General features: G+C 53.6%; 17 protein-coding genes. 2 read left to right on the top strand and 15 right to left on the bottom strand.

The window, feature by feature from the left end; genetic code table 11:
- Nucleotides 1–101 precede the first annotated feature (101 nt).
- On the bottom strand, nt 102–323 hold the full coding sequence (locus B1748_RS23330) for a hypothetical protein (protein ID WP_087570350.1): 222 nt from the start codon (nt 321–323) through the stop codon (nt 102–104).
- A 167-nt stretch (nt 324–490) separates the two neighbouring features.
- Entirely contained in the window at nt 491–1,117 is a 627-nt protein-coding gene (locus B1748_RS23325; protein ID WP_087570349.1) for a stage II sporulation protein M, read from the bottom strand.
- 133 nt (nt 1,118–1,250) lie between these two features.
- Between B1748_RS23325 and pdaB the strand changes: the two genes are divergently transcribed.
- A complete protein-coding gene (gene pdaB / locus B1748_RS23320; RefSeq protein WP_087570348.1) occupies nt 1,251–2,069 on the top strand; it encodes a polysaccharide deacetylase family sporulation protein PdaB in 819 nt (272 codons plus the stop codon).
- A gap of 30 nt (nt 2,070–2,099) precedes the next feature.
- On the opposite strand, the gene B1748_RS23315 is transcribed toward pdaB, so the two are convergent.
- Nucleotides 2,100–2,723: a KinB-signaling pathway activation protein gene (locus B1748_RS23315; RefSeq protein WP_256975883.1), complete on the bottom strand. Its 624-nt coding sequence runs from the start codon at nt 2,721–2,723 to the stop codon at nt 2,100–2,102.
- Nucleotides 2,724–2,895: 172 nt separating this feature from the next.
- Between B1748_RS23315 and gerD the strand changes: the two genes are divergently transcribed.
- Nucleotides 2,896–3,591, top strand: a complete 696-nt coding sequence (gerD, locus tag B1748_RS23310; RefSeq protein WP_087570347.1) for a spore germination lipoprotein GerD — start codon at nt 2,896–2,898, stop codon at nt 3,589–3,591.
- Between the two features lie 155 nt (nt 3,592–3,746).
- Here the strand turns inward: gerD and B1748_RS23305 are convergent, their stop codons facing one another.
- The 12 genes from B1748_RS23305 to sat form a co-directional block, all read right to left on the bottom strand.
- A complete protein-coding gene (locus B1748_RS23305) occupies nt 3,747–4,865 on the bottom strand; it encodes a P-loop NTPase (RefSeq protein WP_087570346.1) in 1,119 nt (372 codons plus the stop codon).
- 137 nt (nt 4,866–5,002) lie between these two features.
- On the bottom strand, nt 5,003–5,797 hold the full coding sequence (gene cwlD / locus B1748_RS23300; RefSeq protein WP_087570345.1) for an N-acetylmuramoyl-L-alanine amidase CwlD: 795 nt from the start codon (nt 5,795–5,797) through the stop codon (nt 5,003–5,005).
- Nucleotides 5,798–5,902: 105 nt separating this feature from the next.
- Complete coding sequence (locus tag B1748_RS23295) at nt 5,903–7,711, bottom strand: glycoside hydrolase family 35 protein (RefSeq protein WP_087570344.1); 1,809 nt, start codon at nt 7,709–7,711, stop codon at nt 5,903–5,905.
- A gap of 71 nt (nt 7,712–7,782) precedes the next feature.
- Nucleotides 7,783–9,093: an alpha-L-fucosidase gene (locus B1748_RS23290; RefSeq protein WP_087570359.1), complete on the bottom strand. Its 1,311-nt coding sequence runs from the start codon at nt 9,091–9,093 to the stop codon at nt 7,783–7,785.
- Nucleotides 9,094–9,196: 103 nt separating this feature from the next.
- A complete protein-coding gene (locus B1748_RS23285; RefSeq protein ID WP_256975881.1) occupies nt 9,197–10,597 on the bottom strand; it encodes an ABC transporter substrate-binding protein in 1,401 nt (466 codons plus the stop codon).
- Between the two features lie 133 nt (nt 10,598–10,730).
- Nucleotides 10,731–11,567 (bottom strand): carbohydrate ABC transporter permease, encoded by an 837-nt coding sequence (locus tag B1748_RS23280; RefSeq protein ID WP_087570343.1) that lies wholly within the window; start codon nt 11,565–11,567, stop codon nt 10,731–10,733.
- A gap of 25 nt (nt 11,568–11,592) precedes the next feature.
- Nucleotides 11,593–12,525, bottom strand: coding sequence for a carbohydrate ABC transporter permease (locus B1748_RS23275; protein ID WP_256975880.1), 933 nt, complete (start codon nt 12,523–12,525; stop codon nt 11,593–11,595).
- 185 nt (nt 12,526–12,710) lie between these two features.
- Nucleotides 12,711–14,309, bottom strand: coding sequence for a response regulator (locus B1748_RS23270; protein WP_087570342.1), 1,599 nt, complete (start codon nt 14,307–14,309; stop codon nt 12,711–12,713).
- The gene (locus tag B1748_RS23265) at nt 14,302–16,041 is read right to left on the bottom strand and encodes a cache domain-containing sensor histidine kinase (RefSeq protein ID WP_087570341.1); all 1,740 of its coding nucleotides are present in this window, start codon (nt 16,039–16,041) and stop codon (nt 14,302–14,304) included. Before B1748_RS23265 ends, B1748_RS23270 begins: the two co-directional genes overlap by 8 nt.
- A gap of 419 nt (nt 16,042–16,460) precedes the next feature.
- Nucleotides 16,461–20,765: a polysaccharide lyase family 8 super-sandwich domain-containing protein gene (locus B1748_RS23260; protein ID WP_087570340.1), complete on the bottom strand. Its 4,305-nt coding sequence runs from the start codon at nt 20,763–20,765 to the stop codon at nt 16,461–16,463.
- The gene (locus B1748_RS23255; RefSeq protein WP_143810363.1) at nt 20,762–24,688 is read right to left on the bottom strand and encodes a polysaccharide lyase family 8 super-sandwich domain-containing protein; all 3,927 of its coding nucleotides are present in this window, start codon (nt 24,686–24,688) and stop codon (nt 20,762–20,764) included. Before B1748_RS23255 ends, B1748_RS23260 begins: the two co-directional genes overlap by 4 nt.
- 236 nt (nt 24,689–24,924) lie before the next feature.
- Entirely contained in the window at nt 24,925–26,091 is a 1,167-nt protein-coding gene (gene sat / locus B1748_RS23250) for a sulfate adenylyltransferase (RefSeq protein ID WP_087570338.1), read from the bottom strand.
- Between the last annotated feature and the right edge of the window lie 238 nt (nt 26,092–26,329).

Below are 26,329 nucleotides of genomic sequence, written 5' to 3'. Positions count from 1 at the left end.
TCTCGCGGCGACAAGAAATAATATATCACAGGGGCCCAATTGAATGCAACCCCTATTTTGATTTTTTTTAAAAATGTTGTCGAGGCCACCAATCTCCCGTATCAACGATACGCTCTCGCGTTTAATGCATACCGAGATAATTCCTTAGGGGAAGCGATTCTGGCGTACATTCTGAAGATGATCTTATACCTGCGTGCGATCGCTTGTTTGATGTCGCCGTCTAACCTGGAGTCGTTCAAATCGAGAAGCATTTCGTCCAATTCCTTGCGCAATACGTAATCAAATTCTTTGCATTCCTTGTCGTTGAACAGTATTCCGAGCATAACCGTAAGCGGCCTCCTTTGGGGTATGTAGAGCGTATGGACCGATATCAGAAGTACAAGGCGAAACGGCTAGGCCATCCTTTGGAGGCGGGACGCGTTTCGTTCCGCGAAGCCGCAAATGCGTTTCGACACCGCCTTACTGTTATGCTCAAATATTGGAAATATTATTACAACGACAACAGCCAACCTGTAAAAGTACTTTCAATAATGGACGCCAGCAGCAGTCCCGCGGTCAACATTATAATCACGGGTACGACTCGCACCATAAACGACACCAATCTATCACCGCTGTCGCTCAGCTTGTCTCTTGCGAACAACAGGCTTCCCAGAGCGCGGACGATCAATATCCCGAATCTCATGCCATATGCGCAGGCGATTATGATCGCCGGGATTTCGATAATGCCATGAGGCAGCAATCCTTTGACGATCAACTCGAATACAGGCATGGCATCCGGTGTCTCGGCGACCCTGTCCAGCAAATATCCGATGACCATTCCGTTGATAATCAAGAACAGAATCGGAATAACGCCGAGGAATGCACCCAAAAAAATAATGAAAATCGACTTGATCGCATTGTTCAAGAAAATAACCGTGATCATGGCAAACGTCCTGTTCTCTGCTTGGTCGACCGTCTCGACAAGCTGCTGCAGCCCAGTTAGCTGGGCATCCAGAAACGAACGAAATGCCGGATTGCTTCCTCCAATAAAGATTCCCGCGATAAACATGATCGCCGCAAAAGCGATGTACCCCCTGGTCTCTTTCAAATCCCGCCATATGGCCCGCCATTTGAACATGAGCGTCACTCTCCTATTCGATTATAGAAAAAATCAACTGGCATATCCCCGATGTGTACGAGCATAGATTGTACTAAACAAGCCGTTGCCTCGGGAAAGCCGGGGCATATCCAAGAGAGGAGAGCCCATTCCCATGAATATGTTCTATGTTATGAACGGCAGAAAGCTCAAAAAGTATTTTTTTATCGCGATCGCTCTCGTGTTTTCTATCGGAATTATTTACGCGGAACGCGACAACATTACGGTGTTCGCTCCGCGGCAGCCCGCTGCCATCTACAGTGTGCCTACGGACAAGAAAGTTGTAGCGCTCACCTTCGACATCAGCTGGGGAGACAAGCGTGCCGAGCCTATTCTGGAGGTGCTCAAGGAAAAAAATATTACGCAGGCAACGTTCTTCCTCTCCTCCACCTGGAGCCAGTCTCATCCCGAACTCGTGAAAAAAATCCAGGACGCGGGTTACGAAATCGGCAGCCATGGCCACAAGCACGACTTCTACACCAAATATAGCGATGATGAGATTCGCAAGCAAATCTCCACCGCTCACACCATTCTGGCGGATATTACGGGAAAGCAGCCCAATTTGATCCGTCTTCCCAATGGCGACTTCGACAAACGCGTCCTTCGTATCGCCGAAGAGCTGCAGTACAAAGTGATTCAGTGGGACACGGACTCCATGGACTGGATGAATATAGGCACGGACAAAATCATTGACCGAGTCGTCAGCCGGACGCATCCCGGCGACATCATCTTGCTTCACGCAAGCGATACCGTGCTTCAAACGCACGAGGCCCTTCCCGTCATTATTGATCAACTGCGGGAAAAAGGGTATGAGTTCGTCAATGTAACGCAGCTTATTAATGGTACCGAAGCCGAAGGCAACTCGGTGCAAAGCGCTCCCTCCGATCAGAAGAAGCCCGCCTCCGCTTCCCAGCTGAGCGCTGCAAGCGAATAAACGGACTTCTGTGAAGGATTACCTTATCGATTAACGAGCCGGTTTCGCGGGAACGACCGCGGGATCGGCTTCTTTGCTGCCCAGAAGACGATGCATCATTATATTCTGGTACGCATTGCAGACAAAGAGCGGGATCATCATAAAGATGATGGCCGCGACATTTGTCGCCCCCTGCAATGCCGGCCATGCCTCCACGAACGTTACGACGAACATAAGGAACATCGTCGGGATGAAGGCGCTTTGGTTGGTTTGTTTGATTTTGCTCCAGGAGACGAGCAATGAGGCCACGAAAAGAATAAGCGGCAGCACCCAGAAAAACCAATTGTTCGTGCGCTCTTCGAACAAGACATAGCCGAGGCCGAATACCGCAAACAGCGTCGTGTAGCCTTGAAGCGCATGCCATAGGTATTTGCGCCGGAAAACGCTAAGCGCAATATAATTGAGCGTCAAATAAGCGAAGAAGCCCATCTGGCTGAATGCTCCGATCATAAGGCCGGAAATTCCCATCATCAGGATGTTGAAGCCCGTTGCTTCCATGCCAAGGAATCCGAATTCCTGATCCGTTAAAAGCATGATTCCGCCGCTTATGATGCAGACGACTGCTCCGATCGCCATCGTGCTCCAGAATAAAAAAAACCATTTGCGCAAAGTCACCGTTTGAATCCTCCAGAACGTTTTGGCTTTATTTTACCACGATCACAACAAAAAGCTAATGCTCGTCCATGATAAAACCGTGAACAATGCACATAATAATCTCAATTCAGGCGTTAGACAACAAGCATCATGGTCTAGGGCGGGCATTGATATAGAAGGGAGCAACTCTAATATGCGCATCAGATGGACTTTATCGTTGTCGATATTGGCGCTCACAATCGTACTGTCGAGCTGCGGCGCGGAGACGTCGGGCGGACAGCAGCAGATCAGTTACAAGGACATGAAGTCGATGGTGATCGATATTCTGAAGACAGAGGACGCCCAGAAGGCTCTTCAGGAATCCACCCAGCAGCTGTCAGGATACTCCATGCAGGAATCGAAGCTGCTGTCGGTACAGGATCAGGAAGAAGTTCGTCTGGCGGTTAAGGACGTCATCAGTTCCCCCGATTACGATAAGGTGATCAAAAAGCTGATGACGGACACCCGATTCGCCGGTGAATTCGCAAAATCTGTTAATAAAGAAAACAAAACGATCCACAAGGAACTCATCAAGGATCCGCAATACCAAGCCGAGTTGCTCAAGACGTTTAATAACCCGGAGATGGAGAAGATGATCCTCGAAGTGCTCAAGAGCGCGCAGTATCGTAAGGAAGTCATGTCGCTGATGCAGGAATCCATGCAAAATCCGCTGTTCCGGCTTGAAGTGCTGGATCTGATGAAGGCCGCCGTCAAGGAAGAACTCCAGACAAAGCCCGACGAGAAGGTCAAGAAATCCGGTGGAGAAGGAAAACAAGAGGAAGAGCAAGGCATGGAGGAAGAAGAGCAAGGACAGGAAGAGCAGCAGAAAGGCGAGGAAGAGCAGCAGTAGGTTAGGTCCGGATTAGGTCCAGGTTAGACCGGCAGCCCCTCATCCTGAAATAAAAAAATAATAAAGCCCGTATCGCTCCTCTGCAAGAACAGTCGAATTGTAAGTCGACAGTTGATTTCTTGCTTGCATGGAGAGCGATACGGGCTTTGTCAAGTTCAGCGGGACTCTACACGGGAAATAACACTATCCGCCAGCTCCAAGTACATGATTCCTGTCTCTGTATCAGCCTTGTAGACTGAAGGCGAGAAATCAGGCTCCGATACGTGATTGTCCGGCGCTCCGAGCGGAATTTGGGCCAACAGGTCGCAATGCAGCGTCTCGGCGAGACGCGCGCCTCCGCCGCGCCCGAAAACGTATTCCTTATCTCCCGATTTGGAGACGAAATACGACATATTTTCTACGACGCCGATAATTTCGTGTTCGGTCTTGATGGCCATGGCCCCTGCCCGCGCCGCTACAAAAGCAGCCGTCGCATGCGGTGTCGTGACGATGATTTCCTTGCTTTGCGGGATGATCTGATGGACGTCAAGCGCCACGTCTCCCGTACCAGGTGGCAAGTCTAGCAGCAGGTAATCCAGCGTGCCCCACTCAATCTCCTGGAAAAAGTTGCGGAGCATCTTGCCGAGCATGGGTCCGCGCCACACGATCGGACTATTGTCCTCGACAAAGAAACCCATGGAGATGACCTTCACCCCAAAGCGCTCGATCGGGATGACGCGATCGTTTACGACCTGCGGCCGCTCCTCGATGCCCATCATATCGGGCACGCTGAAGCCATAGATGTCCGCGTCGATGATGCCGACGCGTTTGCCCTTGCGTGCCAGGGCGACCGCCAGATTGACGGTCACCGTGCTTTTGCCGACGCCGCCCTTGCCGCTCGCGACGGCGATGAACTCCGTTCCGCTGCTTGCGTCCAGCAGCGGGACATCCAGCCCTGCCCCGTGCCCTTGCACCGGGGCAGAAGCGCTTTTGGCGCCGGCTCCGCCGCCCGGCGCCTGCGTCTGTGGCTGCGCCGGGGCGTCCCCGCCTGGCGCAGCCGAAGGCGCCCCCTCGGCGCTACGAAACCGGCAATGCACGGTTTCGGCGCCGAGGGGCGCCAGGGCCTCGCGCAGCGAGGCCTCGAGCGCGGAATGCTGCGCCGCGCTCGCTTCCAGAACCGTCAACGATACTTGACGGTTCCGAACCATAACGTCGCGGAAGGAGATGCCTTCCGCGGAATATTGCTCAGCCATCACGCGTTCGATGGCTTCGATCGCTTGCTCGCGTGTCAACATATGTGATAGTCCCACCCTTTATCGTAATCACTGCTCTCCGCCTTCGGAGAGTTCCATAAACACTCCCCCCTAGTATACCACAGGTTGCGACTTTGTCTGAAGTCGGTTGCCCATCTAAGCACACTATATGAATGTGTTTACTCGCCATTTTGCAATTTTAATTCATCCGACGTACTGCCGCCGAGCTTCTCCCCCGACACATAACGAAGAATGCCTTGATAGATCGACGCGGCCACTTGGCGCTGATAATCTGCGTTCGCGAGACGCGCTGCCTCGCCCGGATTGGACAAGAATCCGACCTCCACAAGCGCGGTCGGAATGTCGGGCAGCGACTTGAGCAGATAGACATCCTTTTTCACGGCCGCGATGCGCGTCGTATTAGCCAGGTTGCGCTTGATTTCGTCCTGAATAAAAGCCGCCAGAAGGCGGTTGTCGGGATGAGCCGACGAATTATAGAACGTCTGGGCGCCGGACCACTTCTCCGAAGGGATGCTATTCATATGAATGCTGATAAACGCCGCTGGCTCGCTTTCCTTGATCATAGCGGCCCGCCGCTTCAAATCCTCCGTCTTCCGCTTGCTGTATGCGTTGGCGTCCCCCGAAGCCAGATCGTAGTCCCCTTCCCTGGTCATGACAACAAGAGCCCCCGCCTGCTGAAGGTAATCTCTTACATGCAGCGCAATCGCAAGATTCAGATCCTTCTCGACCGCGCCCTGCTTGCTGATGGCTCCGCCGTCCGCTCCGCCGTGTCCCGCATCTATCGCGATCGTTTTGCCGGATAACGGCAGCGTCCAATACGACCAGGAGCTGGAAGCAGGCAAATTGTCACGGAGCAGCAATCCTGTCAGAATAAGAACCGCGACGGCAGCCGCAATCCGCAATGCTCCCTTCAGCGTCAACCAAATCACAAAATGCCGACGAATTCGACGCATCAAAAAAAACCACCCCGTCTCTCATATACATTCATTCATGTATATGGGACAAGATGGTTTTTTATGTGCCTTGGGATATGAGGATTGATGATGGATCTGGATCTTCTACTCCTCGACAGCGTCGGTCACGAAATGCAGCGCCGACTGATCCATGTCCGCGACGATACCCAGATCGGGCCGATCCGTCAGCGCAATGACCGCGCCTTCCGCCGGCTGATGCAGCTCGAACAACACAATTTCGTTACGTCCCTGCCGAAGCAGCGGTCCCGGGACGTAGAGCGTCCGCTGCGGCCCGGCTTCCCAATAACGACCCAGATTGAAGCCGTTGATCCAGGCAACGCCCTTGCCCCAGCCGTCCAAGCGAAGAAACGTATCGCCGATCTCTTCCGCGTCGAAATACCCGCGGTAGAAGGCCGGACCCGGTTCCGGCGCGGCCGCCGTTTCGTACTGGATGCCGGCGAGCTCCTCAGAGTAAAGCGGCAGAGGCCGAATCGTCCAGTCGAATTGAAACTGGTTGTCGAGCAACACCCCCTTCGTAATGCCCTTAGGGTCGCGAAGGAGCGGACCGTAATTGATGCGGCCCATATTCTCGACCAATATATCAAGTCTTGCTCCTCCGGCCGGCACCGAAATATCGAGCGGCTCATTGTTCCAGCGCTCGATCACGCCAAGCGGACGACCGTCCAGGAACACAAGCGCCCTATCGTGAACGTCGCGGATATGGAGCTTCTGATTGTTGCGCGGTCCTCTGAGCTCCGTCGAATACAAGATGAAGCCGTAGCTTTGGCCAAGCTGCTCCATCGTCGCCGTCGCCGTCATCCGCACCGGCTCGGACAACACGTCCAGTTGCGTAAACAATCCGCTCCGCTGCGCAAGCGCAACCTCCCCGTATGCGCGTTTCGGAATCGGCGCGGGCAGCGCTCCTCCTTCCGGAATGCCGTGTTTCTCCATGACGGCCCGCACGGCCCGGTATTTGTCCGTCACGTCGCCCCATTCGGTCAACATCGCGTCATAATCGTAGCTGGTGACGGTAGGTTCGTACTGGCGTATATGATTGGCTCCGTTATAGAAGCCGAAGTTCGTGCCGCCATGGAACATATACACGTTGACGGATGACCCGCTCTCAAGCATATCGTCCATCACCTGCGCCACATCGGCGGCATCCCGCACATGATGAGGCTCTCCCCAATGATCGAACCAGCCATTCCAGTATTCCATCACCATAAGCGGCTCATCCTTGCGGTACTCTCTATACTTCGCGAATGATTCCGCCGCGCGGGAACCGAAATTAACCGTCGCGTGCACATCCTCGATCGTCCCTCCCAGCAGCATCTCGTCCGTCGGACCGTCCGAGGTGAACAGAAGCACGTCGACGCCCCGCTTCTCCAGCCCTTCGCGAAGGTATTGCATGTAGGCGGTATCGTTCCCGTAGCTGCCGTATTCGTTTTCGACCTGCACAGCCAGAATCGGTCCGCCGTTCGTGGACAACAGCGGAAGCAGTTCGGGAATCAGCACATCGTAATAACGGTCGACATGCGCCAGATAAGCGGGATCCATGCAGCGAAGCTGCGTTCCCTCCTCTCTCAGCAGCCAGGCCGGCAAGCCGCCAAACTCCCATTCCGCGCAAATGTAAGGGCTTGGCCGCACGATCACATGCAGACCCAATTGCCCTGCAAGCGTAACGAAAGCCGCAACATCGGCTAATCCTTGAAATCGAAATTCCCCTTGCTGCGGCTCATGCACGTTCCATGCTACGTATGTTTCCACCGTATTGAAACCGCATGCCTTCAATTTTCTGAGACGATCTTCCCAATAATCCGGCACGACCCGAAAATAATGAATGGCCCCCGACAAGATTCGGTAAGGCTCGCCGTCCAACGTATATTGTCCATTGCTCCATGCCAGCACGCTCATGCTGCAGCCAACCTCCTTTGATCCAATCACACGCCAACCTCTCCACAGAATTGGAGCTTGTTGCTCAACCGTTACAGACAGCGGTACGCGGCCATTCGCCTGATGACCGGCTCCGCAGCCGCTTCCGTAATGCGCAGCCGCAGCTTCTCTGCGACGACGGGCGGGAATGCTTCTATTTTTTTATGCCCGATCGCGCTACCTTCGTGCAACACCTTCCAAACTCCGTCCGCGAACGCTTCCAGCGCGTACTTGCGAACCCGCTCGCCGTAAGCGATATCCTCCATTAACACCGCATGGTCGATAACGGCCCCCATCGGCAGCGGCAGCACTGTCGTATACGCGGCATCGTCCGCGAACCCGGCAGACTCGGCTGCTTCAGCCGCTGCTTCCTCCGCTCCCGCCGTCTCCGCTACGCTGCTGCCGAACCGCCGCCGGATTTCGTTGCCGAATTCGATCAAGCGCGCCGCATCGACTTCCGGGAGCAGGCCCCGGTCATCGGGGGCCGCATTAAGCAGCAGCGTCGCGCCATGCCCCACCGAGCGGTAATAGATGTCCATCAGATCGTCCAGGGATAGCAGCAGATGCTCCTCGCCGGGATGCCAGAACCAACGATCCTTGCGGATCGGGACATCGCACTCCGCCGGGACCCAGCGCGGCGTCTCGGGAAGCCAATGTGAAGTCGAATGGGTGAACATGCTGGCCCGCGCCGATTCGGCCGTGTTCCAGCATGGATACGGAGCGAGCCCATCCTCGTTGCCAACCCAACGAATCGTCGGGGCGCCCATGTTGAACACCATCGCTTGCGGTTGATATTTCTTGACCAGCCCCATGATGCGCGGCCAGTCGTATTCTCGGCCCTCGGATCCGGCGCCGTCGAACCACACCTCGACGAGCGGACCGTAGCCGGTCAACAGCTCCTCTAATTGCCGGGCATAGAACTCGTCGTATAGCGCCGGATCGGCATAAGACGGTTCATGCCTGTCCCACGGCGAGACATAGATGCCGAAGCCGATGCCCTCCTCCCGGCAAGCGGCGGCGCATTCCGCCACCACGTCTCCCTGCCCGTTCTTCCACGGGCTGGAGGCAACCGAATAATCGGTTGTAGCCGTCGGCCATAGACAAAAACCGTCATGATGCTTCGCTGTCAGAATGAAGTATCGAAACCCGGCCTCGCGGGCAGTCCTGACCCATTGGCGGGCGTCCAACTTGTCCGGGTTGAACAAAGCGGGTGAATCCTTGCCTTCTCCCCATTCCTGATCGCAAAACGTATTGATGCCGAAGTGGCAGAATAAACCCAGCTCCATATCCTGCCACTCCCGCTGAGCGTTCGTCGGAAGCGCCAGCTCATGGCGAAGAGTAATCCCTTGCGTCTCGTTTCCCATCATCTCTCACCTTCCTGCTGTTCTTATTTCATAAAGGAGGAAAGCCGCCTTACGCGATCGTTTGATCCCGTCAGACGGCTCTTCCGGCCACTATCGAAGTCTTTTATTTAATGACGCCTTTTTCGTTGATGATTTTGGTCGCTTCTTCAACCATCCAGGCCTGTACTTCGTCGATCGGCTCATTGCTCAGCATATATTTGCTGAAGCCGTCATTGATCACTTTCGTCAATTCGGAGGTTGCGGTCGTCATCACTTGCGCTCCGTCAAGGAACTGAATGTCTTCGCTGAACAGCGAATACTTGAGCGAATCAACATCATACATATCTTCTTTGCCGGCAATCAACTTCGTCAGCAATTCCTCGTTGTTCGCTTTTTTGTAACCCGAGAATTCCATCCGGTTGTCCGAATCGGCAGTCGTCATGAATCTCATCAGCTTGAAGGCTGCTTCCTTATGCTTGGACGTGGCGCCCATCGCAATCTGGCTGCCGCTCGTGAAATATTTGCCTTCATAATCTTTCGGCTCAGAACCCGCAGGCGGCACTGGCACCGGAGCAAATGCCGTCTTGAAGTCATGCGGATATTGCTCGGTGTTGCCCGGATCCGGAATCGTGAAGTTGCCGGTCAGAATCATGGCCGCTTCTTCGTTGAAGAACTCCGTACGGTAATTCAGTTTGGCAGCGAGTATATCCGCATAAGGTTTCGACGTTTTGTCCGTTTCTTCCATGCCTTTGCGCAGCTCGAAGAAATATTTGTACGTCGGATCGGCCAGGATCGTCGTTCCGTCATCATACAAGAACGGATCTTTCATCATCGTTTGCGCCGGGGCATTCATGTACAGCTCCCATGTGTGGAAATAAGAGCCGTAACGTTTGTCCACGCCTTCGCCTTGCGTCAGCTGCTTGGCGTATTCGCGGTAGTCGTCCCATGTCCAACCGTATTTCGGAACTGCCAGACCCGCTTCATCGAGCATGTCCTTGTTCAACATGACATAGTTGACGCTTTTCGTAAATTGCATGCCGTAGTAATCCTCGCCTACTTTTGCATTTACGAAGTATTCGTCTTCCGGCGTGAGATTTTCGTTCGTGTAATACGTATTCAGCGGCTCGAACGCCCCGCGAGTCGCTCGCTCCAGTACAGAACCGAGACTTGGAAGCTGAATAACGTCGATCGCTTCGCCGGACGAGATCAGGAAGTCAAGCTTTTGCAGCATTTCCACGGAGTTGCCCGGAACCAGCACGACATGCTCGACCTTGATGTTGGGATTTTCGGCCGTAAATTCGTCAAGCATGCCCCGCGTGCCGACCGCTTGCGCCTCGTTATCCCAGTTATAATACTTGATCGTAACTTGTTCTTCTTGCGGCTTGCTTTCGCCATTGCCCGGGCTTGGCGATGCGGACGGCGTATTGTTGTTGTTTCCATTGCCGCATGCGCTCACTACAAGCGTGCTCGCCAGCACCAAGCTTAACAACGTGTTCACTTTTGATCTGCCTCTCATCTTCATCATTCGACTTCCCCCTGTGTCGGTTAGTAAGTAATAAGACGTTCCCGCCTGTGTCTTCAGTATAAGGATCGTCCTTCTTGCGGAAGTGCACAATTTTGCTCAAATAGGCATACGATTTTGACCTTTGCCAGGCGCCTTACCCTTTCACGCCGCCCAGCGCAATGCCGTTGATGACCTGACGCTGCAAGGCAATGAATACAATAACCAGCGGAACGATCGCCGAGAGCGCGGCCATCATCATAATGGCGTAATTGTTCGTGTAATCGTCCCTGAACAAGGTCATTCCTAGCGGAATCGTGTACAATTCCCGGCTAAGCAGGAAGATGAGCGGATTCTGATAATCGTTCCAGGTCCAGATAAATTTAATGATGGCCACCGTAGCGAGCACCGGCTTGCACAGCGGCACCATAATCGAAGCGAAGATCCGGACATAGCCGGCCCCGTCCATTCTCGCCGCCTCGATAAACTCGTCGTTGATACCGTTCATGAATTGGCGCAGCAGGAAGGTGAAATAAATGGAAAACATGCTCGTTAATATAATCGCCGCATGCGTATCATATAATCCGAACCAGCGTATCAACATAAACCGCGGTATGAGCGTCGCTTGATCCGGAATAATCATAAACGAAAGCAATGCGAGAAACACCATGTTCCTGCCGCGGAACCGCAGCTTGGTCAGCGCGTAAGCCGCCATGGAGGAAATAACAAGCGTGATCAACGTCGTAATAATCGAAACCTTGAAGGAGTTTAAGTAAAAATCGGTAAACGGAACCCGCCCCATCCAAACCGCCTTGAAGTTATAGATGACATTGATCTTATCGGGTATCCACTGGATGGGAAACCGCATGACATCCTTCTCGAATTTGAACGCCGATGACAACATCCAGATCAGCGGCACCAGAAACACAATCGATAACGCGCCCATAATAATCGTGGTAACCCATTTTGATATATTGTTGCGTATATGCGCCATACTCTCGCCTCCGTTCTTGTTGGTGTTAAACATCGTCCTTTTGCAGCTTCCAGGTCAGGGCGGTCACGATGCCGATCACCGCAAACAACAGCCAGGAAATAGCCGACGCATAACCCATGTTGTAATATTTGAAACCTTCTTCGTAAATTCGGAATACAAGCACCGTCGAGGAATTGTTCGGTCCACCCTGCGTCAGGAAGGCGATAATATCGAATACCTTGAAAGAACCGATCAGCATGGTCACGAACAGGAAGAAGGTCGTCGGGCGAAGCATCGGAATCGTAATACGGAAAAACTTCTGCAGCGCCGTGGCGCCGTCGATCTCAGCGGCCTCGTACAGCTCGTCCGAAATGTTGGTCAGACCGGCCATATAGATAATGATCGTATAGCCGAGCGCTGCCCAGGAGCTAATAATGGCGACCGCCAGCAGCGAGGTTTTCGGATCGACGAGCCATTTGGGCGGAGTGCCGATGCCCAGATCCATCAACAGCTGGTTAATAGGGCCAAGCGAAGGATGGAACAATGCGCTCCATACGGCAGCTACCGCAATAATGGAAGAGATATAAGGGATAAAAAAAGCGACTTTAAAATAATCCTTAAAAAAAGTGTTTCTGTGGAGCAAAACGGCCAGCACGAGCGCCAGCGCGATCGGCAGCGGCACGGTCAGCACCGTATACAATAAATTGTTGAGCAGCGCCTTGACAATGGTAGGGTCTTCCGTCAGCTTGATGTAGTTATCCAGTCCGATAAACTTGACGCCGGATATCCCCGACAGCAGATCCCATTCGGAGAAGCTTAAGTATAACGAAAATCCCAGCGCGAATACGTTCATCAGCAGCATGCCGATTACTTCCGGCGCCAGAAACAGCCAGCCGATAATTGCTTCTTTTTTTCGCGGACTCCAGAATTTGCGCTTGATTGGTTTCTCTGCAATAGCAGGCATGTTGGCAGCTTCCATGTTGTCTCACCTCTACCTTTATCATTCTTTGTTATAAGCATAAAGGATAGACGGGGACGTCCCAAGGATGGATTATGACCTGTCGCGTGCATAATTTTGACCCTTCCTTTTAAGCTCTGGCTTTCGAATGGAACGTGAAAAAAGCCGCTCTGCGATCGATCGCAGAGCAGCTTTAACCTTTAATACTACTTGGCGTTTTTGCCCGGCGCGGCGTGTTTCAGCTTGTATTCGCTCGGAGAAATGCCAATATACTTTTTGAAAACTTTCGAGAAGTAAGTACGCTCCGAATATCCGAGGCCGATTGCCAACGATTCCAGCGTCTGGTCGGATGACTTCAACATTTTGGCGGCGATTTTCATTTTGTACTGATGGACATAGTCGGTAAAATTAACGCCCGTCAGCCGCTTGAAATAGCGGGAGAAATAGCTGGGATTCAAATAAAGATACCTCGCGATGTCGATCGACGTGATGTTTTCCGACAAATGCCGGTCAATAAACTGCTGGATCACCTGCAGCTTCGGCTCCTGAACCGCCTTCTCCGACCCGTGCTTCGGGGTTCCCGAAATTTCGACCAGCTTTCTGACGGTCAGGGCCGAAGCGTCCGCAATCGTCCGGGTCAATGACAAATAATCGTACAACGATTCATCCCGCATGCTTTCCGCAAACATCATCTCCATCCTGCGCAGCAAGTAAACGACGTCCCGTATAAATTGATCAGGCTCGGTGCGTTGCTGTCTGGCGGCCTCTCCCATCTGCCGAACGATGTCGGACAGAACATTCGCATCCTGAACGAGCAGCGCCCGCTCCAGTCCCGGCTTGAAATGCTCCAGGAAACGCGGCGGCGCCTGCAGAAACATATGCTGAAGCAGCCCTCCCAGATCGGGCGCAACCAGATCGTCGCCTTCGTAGAACTCGAATTTGCCATGCAGCAGCTGCTGGTACACCGATCCGATCCCCCGCAGCTCCAGCTTGTCGGTCATGGACATGATGCTGAGCCCGAGCTTCAACACACGCTCGCATTGGAGTCGCAGCTCCTGCACAAACTTGCTTAATTGAAGCTCGGCATTTCTGGCCAGATTAACACGGAAGTTATTAAGGATGACCAGATGATCGCCAAGCAGGAACACGGTCACTCCCTCGTGAGGTTCGGCCAGTTCCTGCGCAATGTTGTAGACCGCATATAATACAAGCGACAAATCGCCATGATCATAATGATCGGCGAAGGTGATATAGTTCACGTGCACGATACTGAACATAAACCACGGGTAGGACCAGGATACGCCCAATTGAGCCGCTTGCTCGCGTGTTGCGTCCGCCTCGAGTCCGTGAAGCACGCGCTGGAACAGACCGTGTTTGTACAGCTCGGTGCTGTACCCCGTCACCTCTGGCTCCAAGCGAGTCGCCTTGGCTTTGAGCAATCGCAGCGCCTTGCGCAAACTTTGCTTCAACTGCTCGGCCGTCAGTTGATCCTTGAGCAGATAATCGTCGGCGTTCAGCTTGACTGCCTGCTGCGCATAATGGAAATCTTCATGACAGGTCAAGAAGATCAGCCGGACATCCGGCTTAAGCTCCGCAAACGCGGCAGCAAGCTCCAAGCCGTTCTTCTGCGGCAAACCGATATCGGTAATGACGATATCCGGCATCGTCTCCTTGAACAGATGCAGCGCCTTGGCGCTCGAATACGTCGCTCCGACGACGCGTAATTGCATATCCTCCCAAGGCAGCATCTGCTGCAGCAGCTTCAGCATGGGCACATCATCGTCGATCAGCAGCACTTTATGCATTCTGTCCGCCCCTCTCCTGTCCTGACAAGCTGCGATCTATCATCGGTTGATTCAGCGTCAGAACGACCGTTACGCCTCCTTGCTTATTCCGGCGCATCTCCATCGTAGTGCTTGGGCCGAATGTCAGGCGGAGACGCTGAAGCACATTAACAAGCCCAACGCGCTCATATGCGGAATGCTCCTGCTCGTCATCGCTGGCGAGCCGGACATTTAGCCGCTCCAGCTCCTGATCCTCCATGCCGGAGCCGTTATCCTCGATCGCGATGACGACGCGGCCCGCCTGGCGGCTTCCTTGTACCCGGATAATCGGTTCGGGCTCATCCGTCAGCCCGTGCACGATCGCGTTCTCAACCAGCGGCTGAAGCGCCAGCTTCGGAACGATAAAGTGTTCCAGCCCGTCCTCCAGCTCCACAATCAAGTGGAGCGGAATTTCATTGCGTATTTTCATAATGTCGATATAATGTCCCAGCAGTTTGCATTCTTCCTGCAGCATTGCCGGCTCGTTTACTTTCAGATAGGCCCGCAGCAGGCTCATCAATGAATCGATCGTGCCGCTGTGCAGCAGATCTTTCTTCAAGATGAGACTGCATTTGATCGAATTAAGCGTATTGATGAGAAAGTGGGGCCGGATCTGCATAAATAGCGCCTCCAGCTCCATGACCCGCTTCCGCTCCTGCTCGTTCTCGATATCGGAAATCAAACTTTTGATCTGATCCAGCATCGTATTCAACGTATGGCCAAGCTCGGCGATATCGTCCTGCCCTTTGACCTCGAGCCGCGCATCCAGATTGCCGCCGCCGAATTGGCGCACGACGCGCTGAAGCTTTTGAATCGGGTTATGCAGTCGTCTTGCAACAAACATGGAAAAGACGGAGAAGATGATGAAGGAGATGATGACTATGCCGAAGCCCACGTAGAAGGTTTGCGACATCCGGCCGAAAATTTCTTGCTCCGCGGCTTCGTACACAAGCGTCCAGTTTGTTTTCCCCAGCGTCACCTCGGATCGGAATTCGATCTCCGCATTCGGCGATCCGTCCGGTTCAATCTTCTCGCTGCCGGCGATTCTGACACCCGCCGCATCGAACAACGCCGTTTCGCCAAACTCGACATTTTGCAGCACTTTTTCAAAGTAAGGCTGCTCCAGGGAGATCAGCAGCACCGACAACTCTCGGTTCTGCTCCCGGTCGTAGATGACGCGAGCAATAAAATAACTGCCTTTGCCCGGCGTCGCCCCGTCTGCCATGCCAAGCCATTGCAGCGTTTCCGGCAGCTTCATGTTTACCTTCTCCATCAGCCCCGGCAGATTTTTTTTGATAAGCGTCAAGTCCGTTGCCGAGTTCGACGCAATCATAAAGTCGGCGCGATTAATCAGATACATGCTAATATAATTGTTCAGCGGTTTGGATGAAATAAGCGACAGACCGTCCCCGATCCAGACAAAGCTGCTGTAATCCTCGTGGGAGCCCAATCTGGCTGTATCCGCAAAATCCTTCAAATAGCTGTGGAAGCTGCTGTCATTGACCATAAAATGCGAAGAAAAACTAATATCGTCAATCGTTTTTTCAATCTCGGCAGCCATCACGTTAAGCAAATTGTCATTGCTCATCTGCAGCTTCTCTACCATGTTTTGCCGAATGACAATAAAGGAAACGATCGACATCGTCACGATAGGCAGCCCGATTAACAATAGAAAAGACAGCTGAATTCTGCGATAGTAAGTACTTCTAAACAAGCCAATCGCCTCTTTTCCCTTTAAGAGGTTGATCAAAAAATCCGCATTTATACTGAAACCGAACTTTTTGAACTCTCACTCTATGCAAAAATTATACCAATGACGCCGGGTACCGGCTATTGATATAACTCTGGCAACTTTAGGATAAGCATCGCAGGGGGTGTTGGCAGGCGGAATTTTTGGTTGATACGTGCACTATTTTTACCTTTTCCCCATCGTTTCCGCTTTTTCGCTCAAGGTGAAACGGCTGTCGCCGTCCTTTGGTGGCGGGGCGCGTTTCGTTCCGAGAAATATAGAGAAAGTAAGGCGAGATCATATACTTTCCTATATTTCAAGAAAAGGAAAAGCCCCAATCCCACTATGAAATGGAATTGAAGGCTTCCCTGTTTCCGATACCGTATGAATCGCGATTGTTTTTGCTACTTCCGATTCAACGCGCGCAGAAGGACTGTTACCGCCTCGGCTCTGGTTGCTCCTGCATTCGGCACGAAGCGATTGCCTCCTTTACCTTGGAACAGTCCGTTCTCGAATACGGCGGCAACGCTGTCACGCCCCCATGCCGGTATGTCGCCGGCATCGGCAAACACATGCTCCGTCTGCTTGCTGCGTGTCAACTCCAGCACTCTGGCGATCATGACCGCCATCTCCAGGCGGGTAATCGGACGGTTCGCGCGGAATGTGTTATCCTCGTATCCGGCGATAAATCCATTGGTTACGCCAATGGCAATCGCATCGCGCGCCCACTCCGGCAATTGCTCCGTGTCCGCAAAGGCCAGTGTATTCGCTTTGTTCAGTCCGAGCGCCCTGACCACCAATACGGCGAACTCCGCTCTGGTCATCGCCTTGTCAGGACGGAACGTACCGTCAGGATAACCATTCAGCCAATTCAGCTTGGCTGCCTCCTTGATTACGCTCTCCGACCAATGTCCTTGCACATCCGACCATTCGCGCGGCTCATCCGTACCCGGTTCGTCTGTTCCTGGCTCTTCCGAACCCGGTTCACCCGTACCCGGTCCGCCTGTTCCTGGTTCGCTTGTACCTGGATCACTTGTACCTGGTCCACCCGTTCCAGGTTCCCCGGTGCCAGGTTCCCCCGTGCCCGGTTCCTCCGTCTGCGCCTTGACGGTGACGGCAATCGAAGTCGGACGCAGCGTCAGCTCCTTGCCGGTGCGGTCCGCTGCTTGTGCTTCGACAACTTCAAGTCGCGTCGTTGCCGTTTCTTCGACCGATGCTGCTTTGAACACAAGCTTGACCAAATTTTCATTTCCGCCAAGCGGCTGGCCAAGCCCGGCCACGATTACGCCGAGACGGCCCGGTTCATTGGCCAGACCGGCCACAATGATGTGCTGCTGAGCGGCTTCGGCAGAATCGAAGATCAACTTTTCCGAATCATACTCCACTACAAATTCGCTTGCGTACAAATGATTCAAACCAGTGTTCATGCGATACATGATTTCGATCGATTCGCCGGCGACCGCTTGCTCCGGTCCGACAAGCTCTGCGGTCGGAGTAGAGATCGTAATAACGGCAAGCTGTTTCGTTTGCTCCACATTGCCCGCCTTGTCGGTGGAGCGGTATTCCACCCTATAGCTGCCGTCGCCTTGCAGTACGATCCGGCCCGCATCCACCGTCATCCAGCCTCCGCCATTGATGCGGTACTGCGTGCGCCATACGCCCCAGCCGCCCTCGTTGTCTCTGGCGTCAACCAGCAGCGTTACCGGTTGACCATCCAGGCCGGCCGATTCCGCATCCGTTTCAAAACGAACGGTCGTTGTTGGCGCAACCTCATCCTTCATCAGCAACTCCAGATACGATCGGTAAGTGCCGCTTTCATTCTCGCGGCTTCGTATTTCCGAGCTCTTGTCGCCATCGAATTGGCGCAGCATAACCGTCGCCGTTTCATTGGACAGGAGCTCCTGATTCATAAACGACGTCACATCGAAGCTTCTCCACTCATTAGTCGCGTTGAAGGTTACGTCGTCCATGCGAGCGCCTTCGGCCGGCCTATTGTTATAATTCAGGCCGGTTTCCGTCCAGCTGTCATCCTCCACGGCATAAGCGCCTATGTTCGCAGTGCCTCCCGCGCTGTCGTTCACTCTGCCGTAGACATAAAGATAAGCGCGTTCGACTTCGGAACTCAGCGTGGAAAGATCGTATTTCAGATACGTTCTGCGGTCATATAAACCCGTGCCGTTACGAATGTTCAAGTAACCTGTATTTCCATAATTGACAGCGGCATTGGCTCCGCCATTGACATAAGCATCCGCGGTCACATCCACTCGGATCACCGCTTCCGGATCCGGGGAAACTCCTTCCTCGACAGGCAAGTCGGTATCGGCGTCCGGATCTACCTTCAGCTTGACCGTATGGCTGGCGCCTTTCGTACCCGCGGTCGCCACCTCCAGCAACACGGACGGCGAAGAGCGCAAGACCGTAACCGTCGAATCGGCCTCAAGCTGTTCCAGCGCGACTGCCGCCAGCTCTACTCTCACTTTGGCTTGTGCTTGCGTCGGGTCGGAAACCACAACCGTCCATTCGTCTCCTTCTTCCTTCACCATCACGGAAGCGGGCTGATAGGCGCGTACTTGCTCCGTTTCCCCGGCCCGCCAGAAGTTGATGCCCGTAACGCCAAGCTTCGTCTCCTGCACCGCCTGCATTGCGGCGGTATTGCTCAGGATGCGAATATCCGGATTTTCGCTGTACATGTTCGTATCCCCGGTATTTTTGCCCGGAAGCAGTACATAAGCATACTCCGCAGCCGTCGCTTTCGCGCCGTGCTCGACAGCCAGGCTCAAATAATTGCGCGTAAGCGGAGTCGTCGGCCCCGAAGGATTGATCGAGCTCCACGCTTCGCTTCGCGTCTCGCGCAGCGCGCTAACATCCGATCCCCCCGGGAAATAGTAGCCGACATCCGCCCCCGGCAACGTACCCGCAATATGTGCCCACTGTACTTGACTTAGTTTCTCCGACCAGTCGGACTGTGCCGGCATCATCTCACCGTCGACAGTCAGCGCATTCTCGTCCGCCGATGCAATCATCCGGTTCTCGACGATCGTTTCGACCTGTTTCCCGTCCGTTCTTGGCGTTCCGGTCGTCAGGTCGGCGCCAAGCGCCACAATTTCATCATCGAACATAAACCACGACTTCTTGCCTCTCAGATCGCTGCCGGGCGGAGACAAATCCATGCCTGCCGCGCCGTACGCCTTGTCCAGCGACGAACCGCCGACCCAAGTAGAGCTTGTCGTCCTGGTTGCGGTGCGCTGCTTGCCGTCCGAAGTGACACCCGCGAGTCGCAGCGGATCAATCGTCGGCCAGAAGCCGTCCCGATAATAACCGGCGTCCTGATTGTACAGATACGTCATGCCGTCGCCTGTATACCAGCCCTTCGTATGTTCGCCGTTCGTGCTGCCTTCGTAGTTGGCAATGCGTGTAGAAGACATGCTGATTCCGAAAGTAAACGCCTCGCGCGAATGTACGATACGATCCATGGCCGTGAGCGCATAGTTGCGGGCCAATCCGCCGCGACGTTCAATCGAATCGTCGTTCAGCAATTTCTTCAGCGCCACGATGTCGCGAATCGGCACGCCTTCATACGGATTTGCAACAGACTGATCCGCAAGGAGCCATTCCTTTACCATCTCCTTGTAGCGCTGTGCTTCTTCTTCCGGCGCGAACTGAGACAACCGCAGAATCGTCCAAACCGCGCCTCTTGTATTATTGTTATAGCGTGAAACCGCCCTGCCGCTAACCATCTCCATAATATGCCCGTTATAGATGACCGGCTCGAACGAGTCGGTCACCCAATTCCACACATTCTCAAAACCCGGACTGTCGACCGGCCAGTCGGAATCGGCCAGAAGAGTCAGCAGCTTGCCCATATTGCCAAGCAGCACGCTTCCGTAGCTTCCCGTGTATGCGATATTGTTGTGCTGAATGAACGAACCGTCCTTATAAAAGCCATCGCCGCCGCTCACATAAGGGAACACCGAATCGAGCGCGTCGCGCGACTGCGCGATTTTGGCCTCGTTGCTCCCCAGAATGCCGCGCAGCACGACAGCCAGCGCTTTGTCCATCAGATTGGCTCCCGTCTCCGTCAATCCGGGTGCGCCGATCAATCTTTTGTCCGGATTAGGCACAAAACGGTCGATCGTGCTCGTATAAGCCGTAATCTGCTCTTCGCTCAAATCGTCGTACATCAGCGTGACGATATCGGCAAGCGCAAGCGGCGCTCCGATCTCCCAATCCCACCAGTTGTTGTATGAAGCTCTGGTTACGTTGTAGCGATTCTGATACATCCAATCGATGCCCGCGAGGATATCATCCCGCAGCCCGGTATCCTTATGCAACTCCGTTCCAGGCGTCGCAAACGCAATCGCCATATCCTTTAATCGATTGTAGGAATTCGTGATATGACTCGAATTGGTTGTGCTGTTGTAGTCCGCCCACAAGGATGAACGACCTTCTTGTTTGTTCATCGTATCCCACGCCCCGGTGCCAGACTCATTGGTCACCTTAGCCGCGTTCGCCTGAGCGGCACGTTTAATATCTTCGTCCTGCAGATCGATATCTGTACCGCCAGTCAGGAAATCGAACCATTTCAGACGCAGCTCGCCAAGCTTTTCCGACTGCTGCGCGGCAGCTGCAGGAGTCGGCTGCAGCAGCGTAAACACCAATGACAATATCGTCGTAATAATGAGACCCGTTCGCAGTTTGCCCGATTTCACTTCTTTCCAGCTCCCCTTTCAGATGGACTTCCACTCAGCAATCGCGAACCGTACCATTGCAAATCGGCATCGTCGATTTTCCCGTTGCCGTTCCGGTCCGCAGCCTTGATGCCGTCCCATCCGGGACTGTTCTTGCTTGAACCGTAATGGGCCGAAGCAATAGACAGGTCGCCAAGCGTCAGCTCGCCATCGCCGTTCAGATCGCCTTCGGCGGCTGCGAACGTGATTAGCAAATACGATTTGTACACCCCGCCTTGATTTTCCTTGCCGCGAATTTCCACCGTATAGTCGTTCGTACCCTGCAGGACCAGACTGACGACTCCATCACCAGCGAGTTGCCCGCGCACGAAGCCGGTTACATCGAGCTCCCGCCAGTCATCCGGTCCGTCAATAAGGGTCCGGTCGAGCTCGCCCCCGACAGCCGGCATCGTATTCCAGGTAAGCTCCTGTTCTTTCCAGTCATCGGAAGCGGCTCCGTGAACGGTAATTTCCGTTTCCGTGGAACGAGAATCATTGGTTTTCCCGTAAACGATCAGTTTGGCTGATTGGATCGGGCCTTCGAGATGGCTAATATCATACTTCAGCCAAGTTTGACGCAAGTAGTCTCCTACGCCCTTCTTGACATTCAGATAACCAACCGATCCAAAGTTCTGCGCCGCCTTGCTGCCGGCATTGGTATACGTATCTTCCGACACATATACAATTTCCTGCTTGCCAACCTCCGGTTCGTCAGTCCCGATATCCGGAGTTTGCGAAGCGTCATAACGGAAGCTTACGGTCCGCGTGCCTCCAAGCGCTCCTGCAGTATCCACCTCAAGCTTCAGGAACGGCTCCGTCTGGGTCACCCGGATGCCGGAGTCTGCCTCCAGTTGTTCCAGCACGGCCTTGCCTACATCGAGCACCAGCTTGTCCTGCTTCTGAGTCGTGTCGGAGACGGCGATGGTCAGTTTCTCTCCATCCTCCTTCACGATGACCGATGCCGGCTGGTAACTGCGAACGAAGTCGGCTGTATCCATTGTCCAGAAGTTGAATGCGGTCAGACCGAGCCCGCTCTCGCGCACCGCATGCACATTGGAGCTGTCGCTAATAATTTCAATATCCGGATGCCCGCTGTAGCTCTCCGTTTGTTCCGCTTCAAAGCCAGGCAACAGCACGTACGAGTAAGACTCGTTGCGCGGCGCTGTGCCATGATCGAAAGCAAGGCTGGCGTAATGGCGTGTGATCGGCTCCGTCGAACCGCTGTCGTTCACATTTCGCCACGAGCCGGTTCTTGCCTCGCGTTTGCCCGTAATATCCGCTTTCCCCGGAAAGTAGTAACCGATATCGGAGCCTGAAGTATTGCCTTCCAGATGCGCCCAGCTAATGCCGGACAATTGCGCTTGCCAGCCTGCTTCCGTGGACATGGCCTCGCCATCCGCAATCAGCTTGTTGCTGCCTTGTTCATTTAACTGGCGATTTTCCACAATCGTTTCGACTTTGCGGGAATCGGTGTTTGTAATGCCCGAGCCGACCGCCACGATTTCATCATCGAACATAAACCAGGATTTTTTGCCCTGCAGCTTGCTGCCGGTGCTTTGTCCTAAGGCAAAATCCATCCCCGCGACTCCGTACAGCTCATCGATCGATGCGCCGCCGACCCAGTCTTTGCCGTTCATATAAGCTCCCCATGCGGCGGGGGCAATCGCATAACCGTCCGTCGTCGTCCCAGGTAGACGGAACATGTCCACGGTCGGCCAATAATCGTTGCTGTATTGTTTGATATCGCTGTTATACAGAGTGGTCATCCCGATCCCGGTATACCAGCCCGTCTTGTTCTCACCGTTCCCGAATTCAAAGGCGGAGATACGATCGGAGAACATGCTGACCGAGAAGCCGAAGCCCGGACGCAGATGCATGATACGATCCATCGCGGAGAATTGTTGATGTTTAATCAATTCGCCGCGAGGCGCTACGCCCGGATCGTTCACGATCGCTTTCAGAGCGGCAACGTCGTACAGCCCCACTCCCTCGTAATAATTGTCGAAGCTGGTATCCTTCGTCACCCATTCCTTGATCGCGCTTTTCATCTGGCTCGCATAAGGCTCCGGCGCAAACTGGGCCAGACGGGCAAACGTCCGGATAACTCCCCGTCCCGCCAGATGATCCGAATCCTGCTGACGCGCAATGCTTCTGCCTTTGACATTGTCCATAATGGCCCCGTCGTAAATTAACGTCTCGAAGCTGTCTTCCAGCCAATTGTATACGCGGGAAAGACGGGGATCATCAATAGGCCAAGGCGAATCGTCAAGCAAATACAGCAGATCGGTTACCCGTCCGACCAACACGCTGCCATAAGCGCCGGAATACGCGACATTGTAATGCTGGATCAACGAGCCGTCCGCATAGATGCCGTCGCCGCTAGTCGCATATTCGAATTCATCCGGCAGAACGCCTCCGCCCAGCGCAATCTTGTCGCCGCGCTCTCCGACAATGCCGCGCAGCACAACAACAAGAGCTTTATCGAGCAGATTGGCGCCAACCTCGATGACATTGGCATTTTGCACCCTTTTCTTTGGATCGGGCACAAATTTGTCGATCACTTTCATATAACGCTCCCGCTGCTCTGCGGTCAGCACGTCGTACATGAGCACGTTCAAATCCATCAGGGCTTGCGGCGTGCCAATTTCCCAATCATACCAATTGCCAACGATTGTTTTGTTTTCGTTATACTGATGGGTGTGCATCCATTCCATCGCCCGTACGATATCTGCCGCCAGCTCCGCATTGTTATAATATAGCGAACCCGGGGTTGCATAAGAGACAGCCATCTCCCTGATCGTCGAATAAGCTCGGCTCATAACCGCGGAATCGGCATTATTGCTGCGGATGCCGCCATTCCACAAATATTCGGCATCGGGAGCCGTATTCAGCAAATCCCAACTTCCGGTTCCGTCTTCATTAGAAACCTTCTCTGCCAGCGCAGTCAGGAATGCAGCGGCATCGGAATCATCCGGCGGAAGAAGCGTTACGCCCGTCAGCTTGTCCAACCATCTTTGCGTAAGCTCGCTGTATGCGGCGACCGTTTCCGTAGACTCGACCGTTATTGCGGCTTGGGCGCGCAGCAATCCGTCAGCTCCGGTTGCCGTAATAACAGCGCTTCCATTCGCGATTGCCGTAACGGATCCATTCAGAACAGCCGCTACGTTTTCATTGGACGATTGCCATTGCAGCGGTACAGAGTCTCCTTCTGGCGTAAATATCGGCGTCAAGAGCTGGGTGTCTCCGACATTTAAAGCCGTCGCTTCAGGCTGCAGCTTCAAGCCCGTCGGTCCATCCCATGCTTCCAGCCGCAGTTCGTCGAACCAGACTTTCCCCAGACCGGTTTCGAAAAACGGTTCTACGACGAGGTATCTGGCATCTGCAGGCACGGTTACCAATACTTCGAGCTTTGTCCAGTCATTCGTACCTCGCATCCGTTCCGTCGACGGACCATCGCTTACCTTCTCGTGAGTCGTGCTTCCGTCAACGCCGTTTAACGTTTTGTAATATTGCGTACGGATGAATGCACCTAGAGCGGACGTGACTTCCTCCGTCTTGATCCATGCGCTCAATCGGTAACGCTGGTCGCTCTCGACACGAGCGTTTGTCGTCAACGCCGTACGACTTGACGCGCCGTGCACGATCTGCGCGGCGTATTGCCCCGAATAACGGACCTGATCGGTAACCGATATGTCGGCATTACCGCTGGCCCGCCATAAAGTCCAATCTTCCGGACGTTGCCCTCCGTTCCAGGTCGCCGCTCCAGTTGCGGTTACAAGCTCAAATCCGCCGTTGGAGAACAGATTCTCGTCATCCTCGGTAGCGGAGCCCGGTATCGCTCCGAACAGACCTGTCAGCATACAGAGCACCAGCAGCATAGAAAGCTTTCTCGTTGCAGTTCTCAAGGTAATCCTCCCTCCAAATGATGAATATTCCGAAACTTACCTATCCATCATAGAAGAGCGGGTATCCCTGCGACGGGTCAAATTTTGACCCTATGCGTGTATTTTTTTGATTCAATCATTGGTACGAACGACAAAACGCCCGCCTTCCGAAGAAAGCGGACGTTGCCATGTGCGATATTACTTGAAGAATGCGTTATACATGCAACTGACAGGCGGTAATATACGAACGTTTTCCTTTAACCTACAGGCTGTTCCGACATGCCTTCGATCAGAATCTTCGCCACTTCAGGACGGGAGAACTCTGTCGGCGGGCAGACGCCATCGCGAAGCAACGCGCGCACCTTCGTGCCGGACAACGTCAGATGCTGCTCCTTGTCGTGCGGGCAAGTTTTCGTTGTAGCCATATTGCCGCAAGCCTTGCAGAAGAAGCTGTGCTCGAAGTACAACGGCGTAATGCCGAGATCTTCGGCAGGAATCGTCTTCAGCAGCTCTTGCGCCTCGTAAGTGCCATAGTAGTCGCCTACACCGGCATGATCGCGGCCGACGATAAAGTGCGTGCAGCCATAGTTCTTGCGGACGATCGCATGAAAGATCGCCTCGCGTGGTCCCGCATAACGCATCGCTGCCGGGAATACGCCCAGGAACACACGGTCCTGCGGATAGTAGTTCTCCAGAAGCGCCAGATAGCTCTTCATTCGTACGTTGGCAGGCACGTCATCCGACTTGGTCTCGCCGACAAGCGGATTCAGGAAAAGCGCATCTACGATCTCCATAGCCGTCTTCTGGATGTATTCATGAGCGCGGTGAACCGGGTTGCGCGTCTGGAAGCCGACAACCGTCTTCCACCCCTTTTCCGCGAACAAACGGCGTGTCTCCGACGGATCGTAATAGAACTCTTGGAACTTTTCCGGTTGCGGACGGTTCAATACCGTAATGGAGCCGCCTACGTAAATATTCGAGCGCTCAAACAGCTTCTGAACGCCTGGATGAGCGAGGTCGTCCGTTTTGAAGATCTTGACCGCTTCTATGTTCTGATCGACCATATAAACGCTCTCTACATCGATAATGCCATAAGTGATGCCATCTTCGCCAACGAGCGCGGCGCGTTCGCCAGTCTTTAACTCGGCAGCCTTCGCTTCACTTACAGACAGCGTAATCGGAATACTCCATACCGTTCCGTTCGACAGGCGCATTTGGCTGACAACGGCATGGTAATCGGCTTCACCCAGGAAACCTGTAAGCGGGGAAAATGCGCCTACTCCGATCAAATCCAGGTCAGAGATCGTCCATGTGTTAATGATGATGGTATTAAGATTTGCGGCTTCTGCCAGAAGCGCTTCGCGTTGTTCGCCGGCTGCGATTCGATTGACCAATTCGCCGCCATGGGGAGCAATTTGACTCATGATGGGATAATGCCTCCTATAATGGAAGTTCAAATGGAAGTTCAAAATGTACGCTTTTGATCACGAAGCCTATTCAGTGATGCTTATTCGGCGTCGTATCTTGCACTCAACCAGTCATTCCGATGCTCACATAGCTTACAGCTATGCTCCGCTTCTCATTTCCCGGTTTCGTACAACCTTCTTGGTGCTGAAAAGCGAACATTTTGAACCCTTATTTAAAATATTGATTCTATATTAT

It is taken from the genome of Paenibacillus sp. MY03 (genome assembly GCF_002165585.1).
Taxonomy (GTDB): domain Bacteria; phylum Bacillota; class Bacilli; order Paenibacillales; family Paenibacillaceae; genus Pristimantibacillus; species Pristimantibacillus agaridevorans.
The sequence above is the reverse complement of the archived record's forward strand: the minus strand, read 5'-3'. Positions and strand labels throughout refer to the sequence as shown.

Excerpts from the sequence above, each read along its gene's own strand:
- B1748_RS23330 (WP_087570350.1), bottom strand. The coding sequence starts at position 323 with ATGCTCGGAATACTGTTCAACGACAAGGAATGCAAAGAATTTGATTAC.
- B1748_RS23325 (WP_087570349.1), bottom strand. The coding sequence starts at position 1,117 with ATGTTCAAATGGCGGGCCATATGGCGGGATTTGAAAGAGACCAGGGGG.
- pdaB (WP_087570348.1), top strand. The coding sequence starts at position 1,251 with ATGAATATGTTCTATGTTATGAACGGCAGAAAGCTCAAAAAGTATTTT.
- gerD (WP_087570347.1), top strand. The coding sequence starts at position 2,896 with ATGCGCATCAGATGGACTTTATCGTTGTCGATATTGGCGCTCACAATC.
- B1748_RS23305 (WP_087570346.1), bottom strand. The coding sequence starts at position 4,865 with ATGTTGACACGCGAGCAAGCGATCGAAGCCATCGAACGCGTGATGGCT.
- cwlD (WP_087570345.1), bottom strand. The coding sequence starts at position 5,797 with ATGCGTCGAATTCGTCGGCATTTTGTGATTTGGTTGACGCTGAAGGGA.
- B1748_RS23295 (WP_087570344.1), bottom strand. The coding sequence starts at position 7,711 with ATGAGCGTGCTGGCATGGAGCAATGGACAATATACGTTGGACGGCGAG.
- B1748_RS23290 (WP_087570359.1), bottom strand. The coding sequence starts at position 9,093 with ATGGGAAACGAGACGCAAGGGATTACTCTTCGCCATGAGCTGGCGCTT.
- B1748_RS23285 (WP_256975881.1), bottom strand. The coding sequence starts at position 10,597 with ATGATGAAGATGAGAGGCAGATCAAAAGTGAACACGTTGTTAAGCTTG.
- B1748_RS23280 (WP_087570343.1), bottom strand. The coding sequence starts at position 11,567 with ATGGCGCATATACGCAACAATATATCAAAATGGGTTACCACGATTATT.
- B1748_RS23275 (WP_256975880.1), bottom strand. The coding sequence starts at position 12,525 with ATGGAAGCTGCCAACATGCCTGCTATTGCAGAGAAACCAATCAAGCGC.
- B1748_RS23270 (WP_087570342.1), bottom strand. The coding sequence starts at position 14,309 with ATGCATAAAGTGCTGCTGATCGACGATGATGTGCCCATGCTGAAGCTG.
- sat (WP_087570338.1), bottom strand. The coding sequence starts at position 26,091 with ATGAGTCAAATTGCTCCCCATGGCGGCGAATTGGTCAATCGAATCGCA.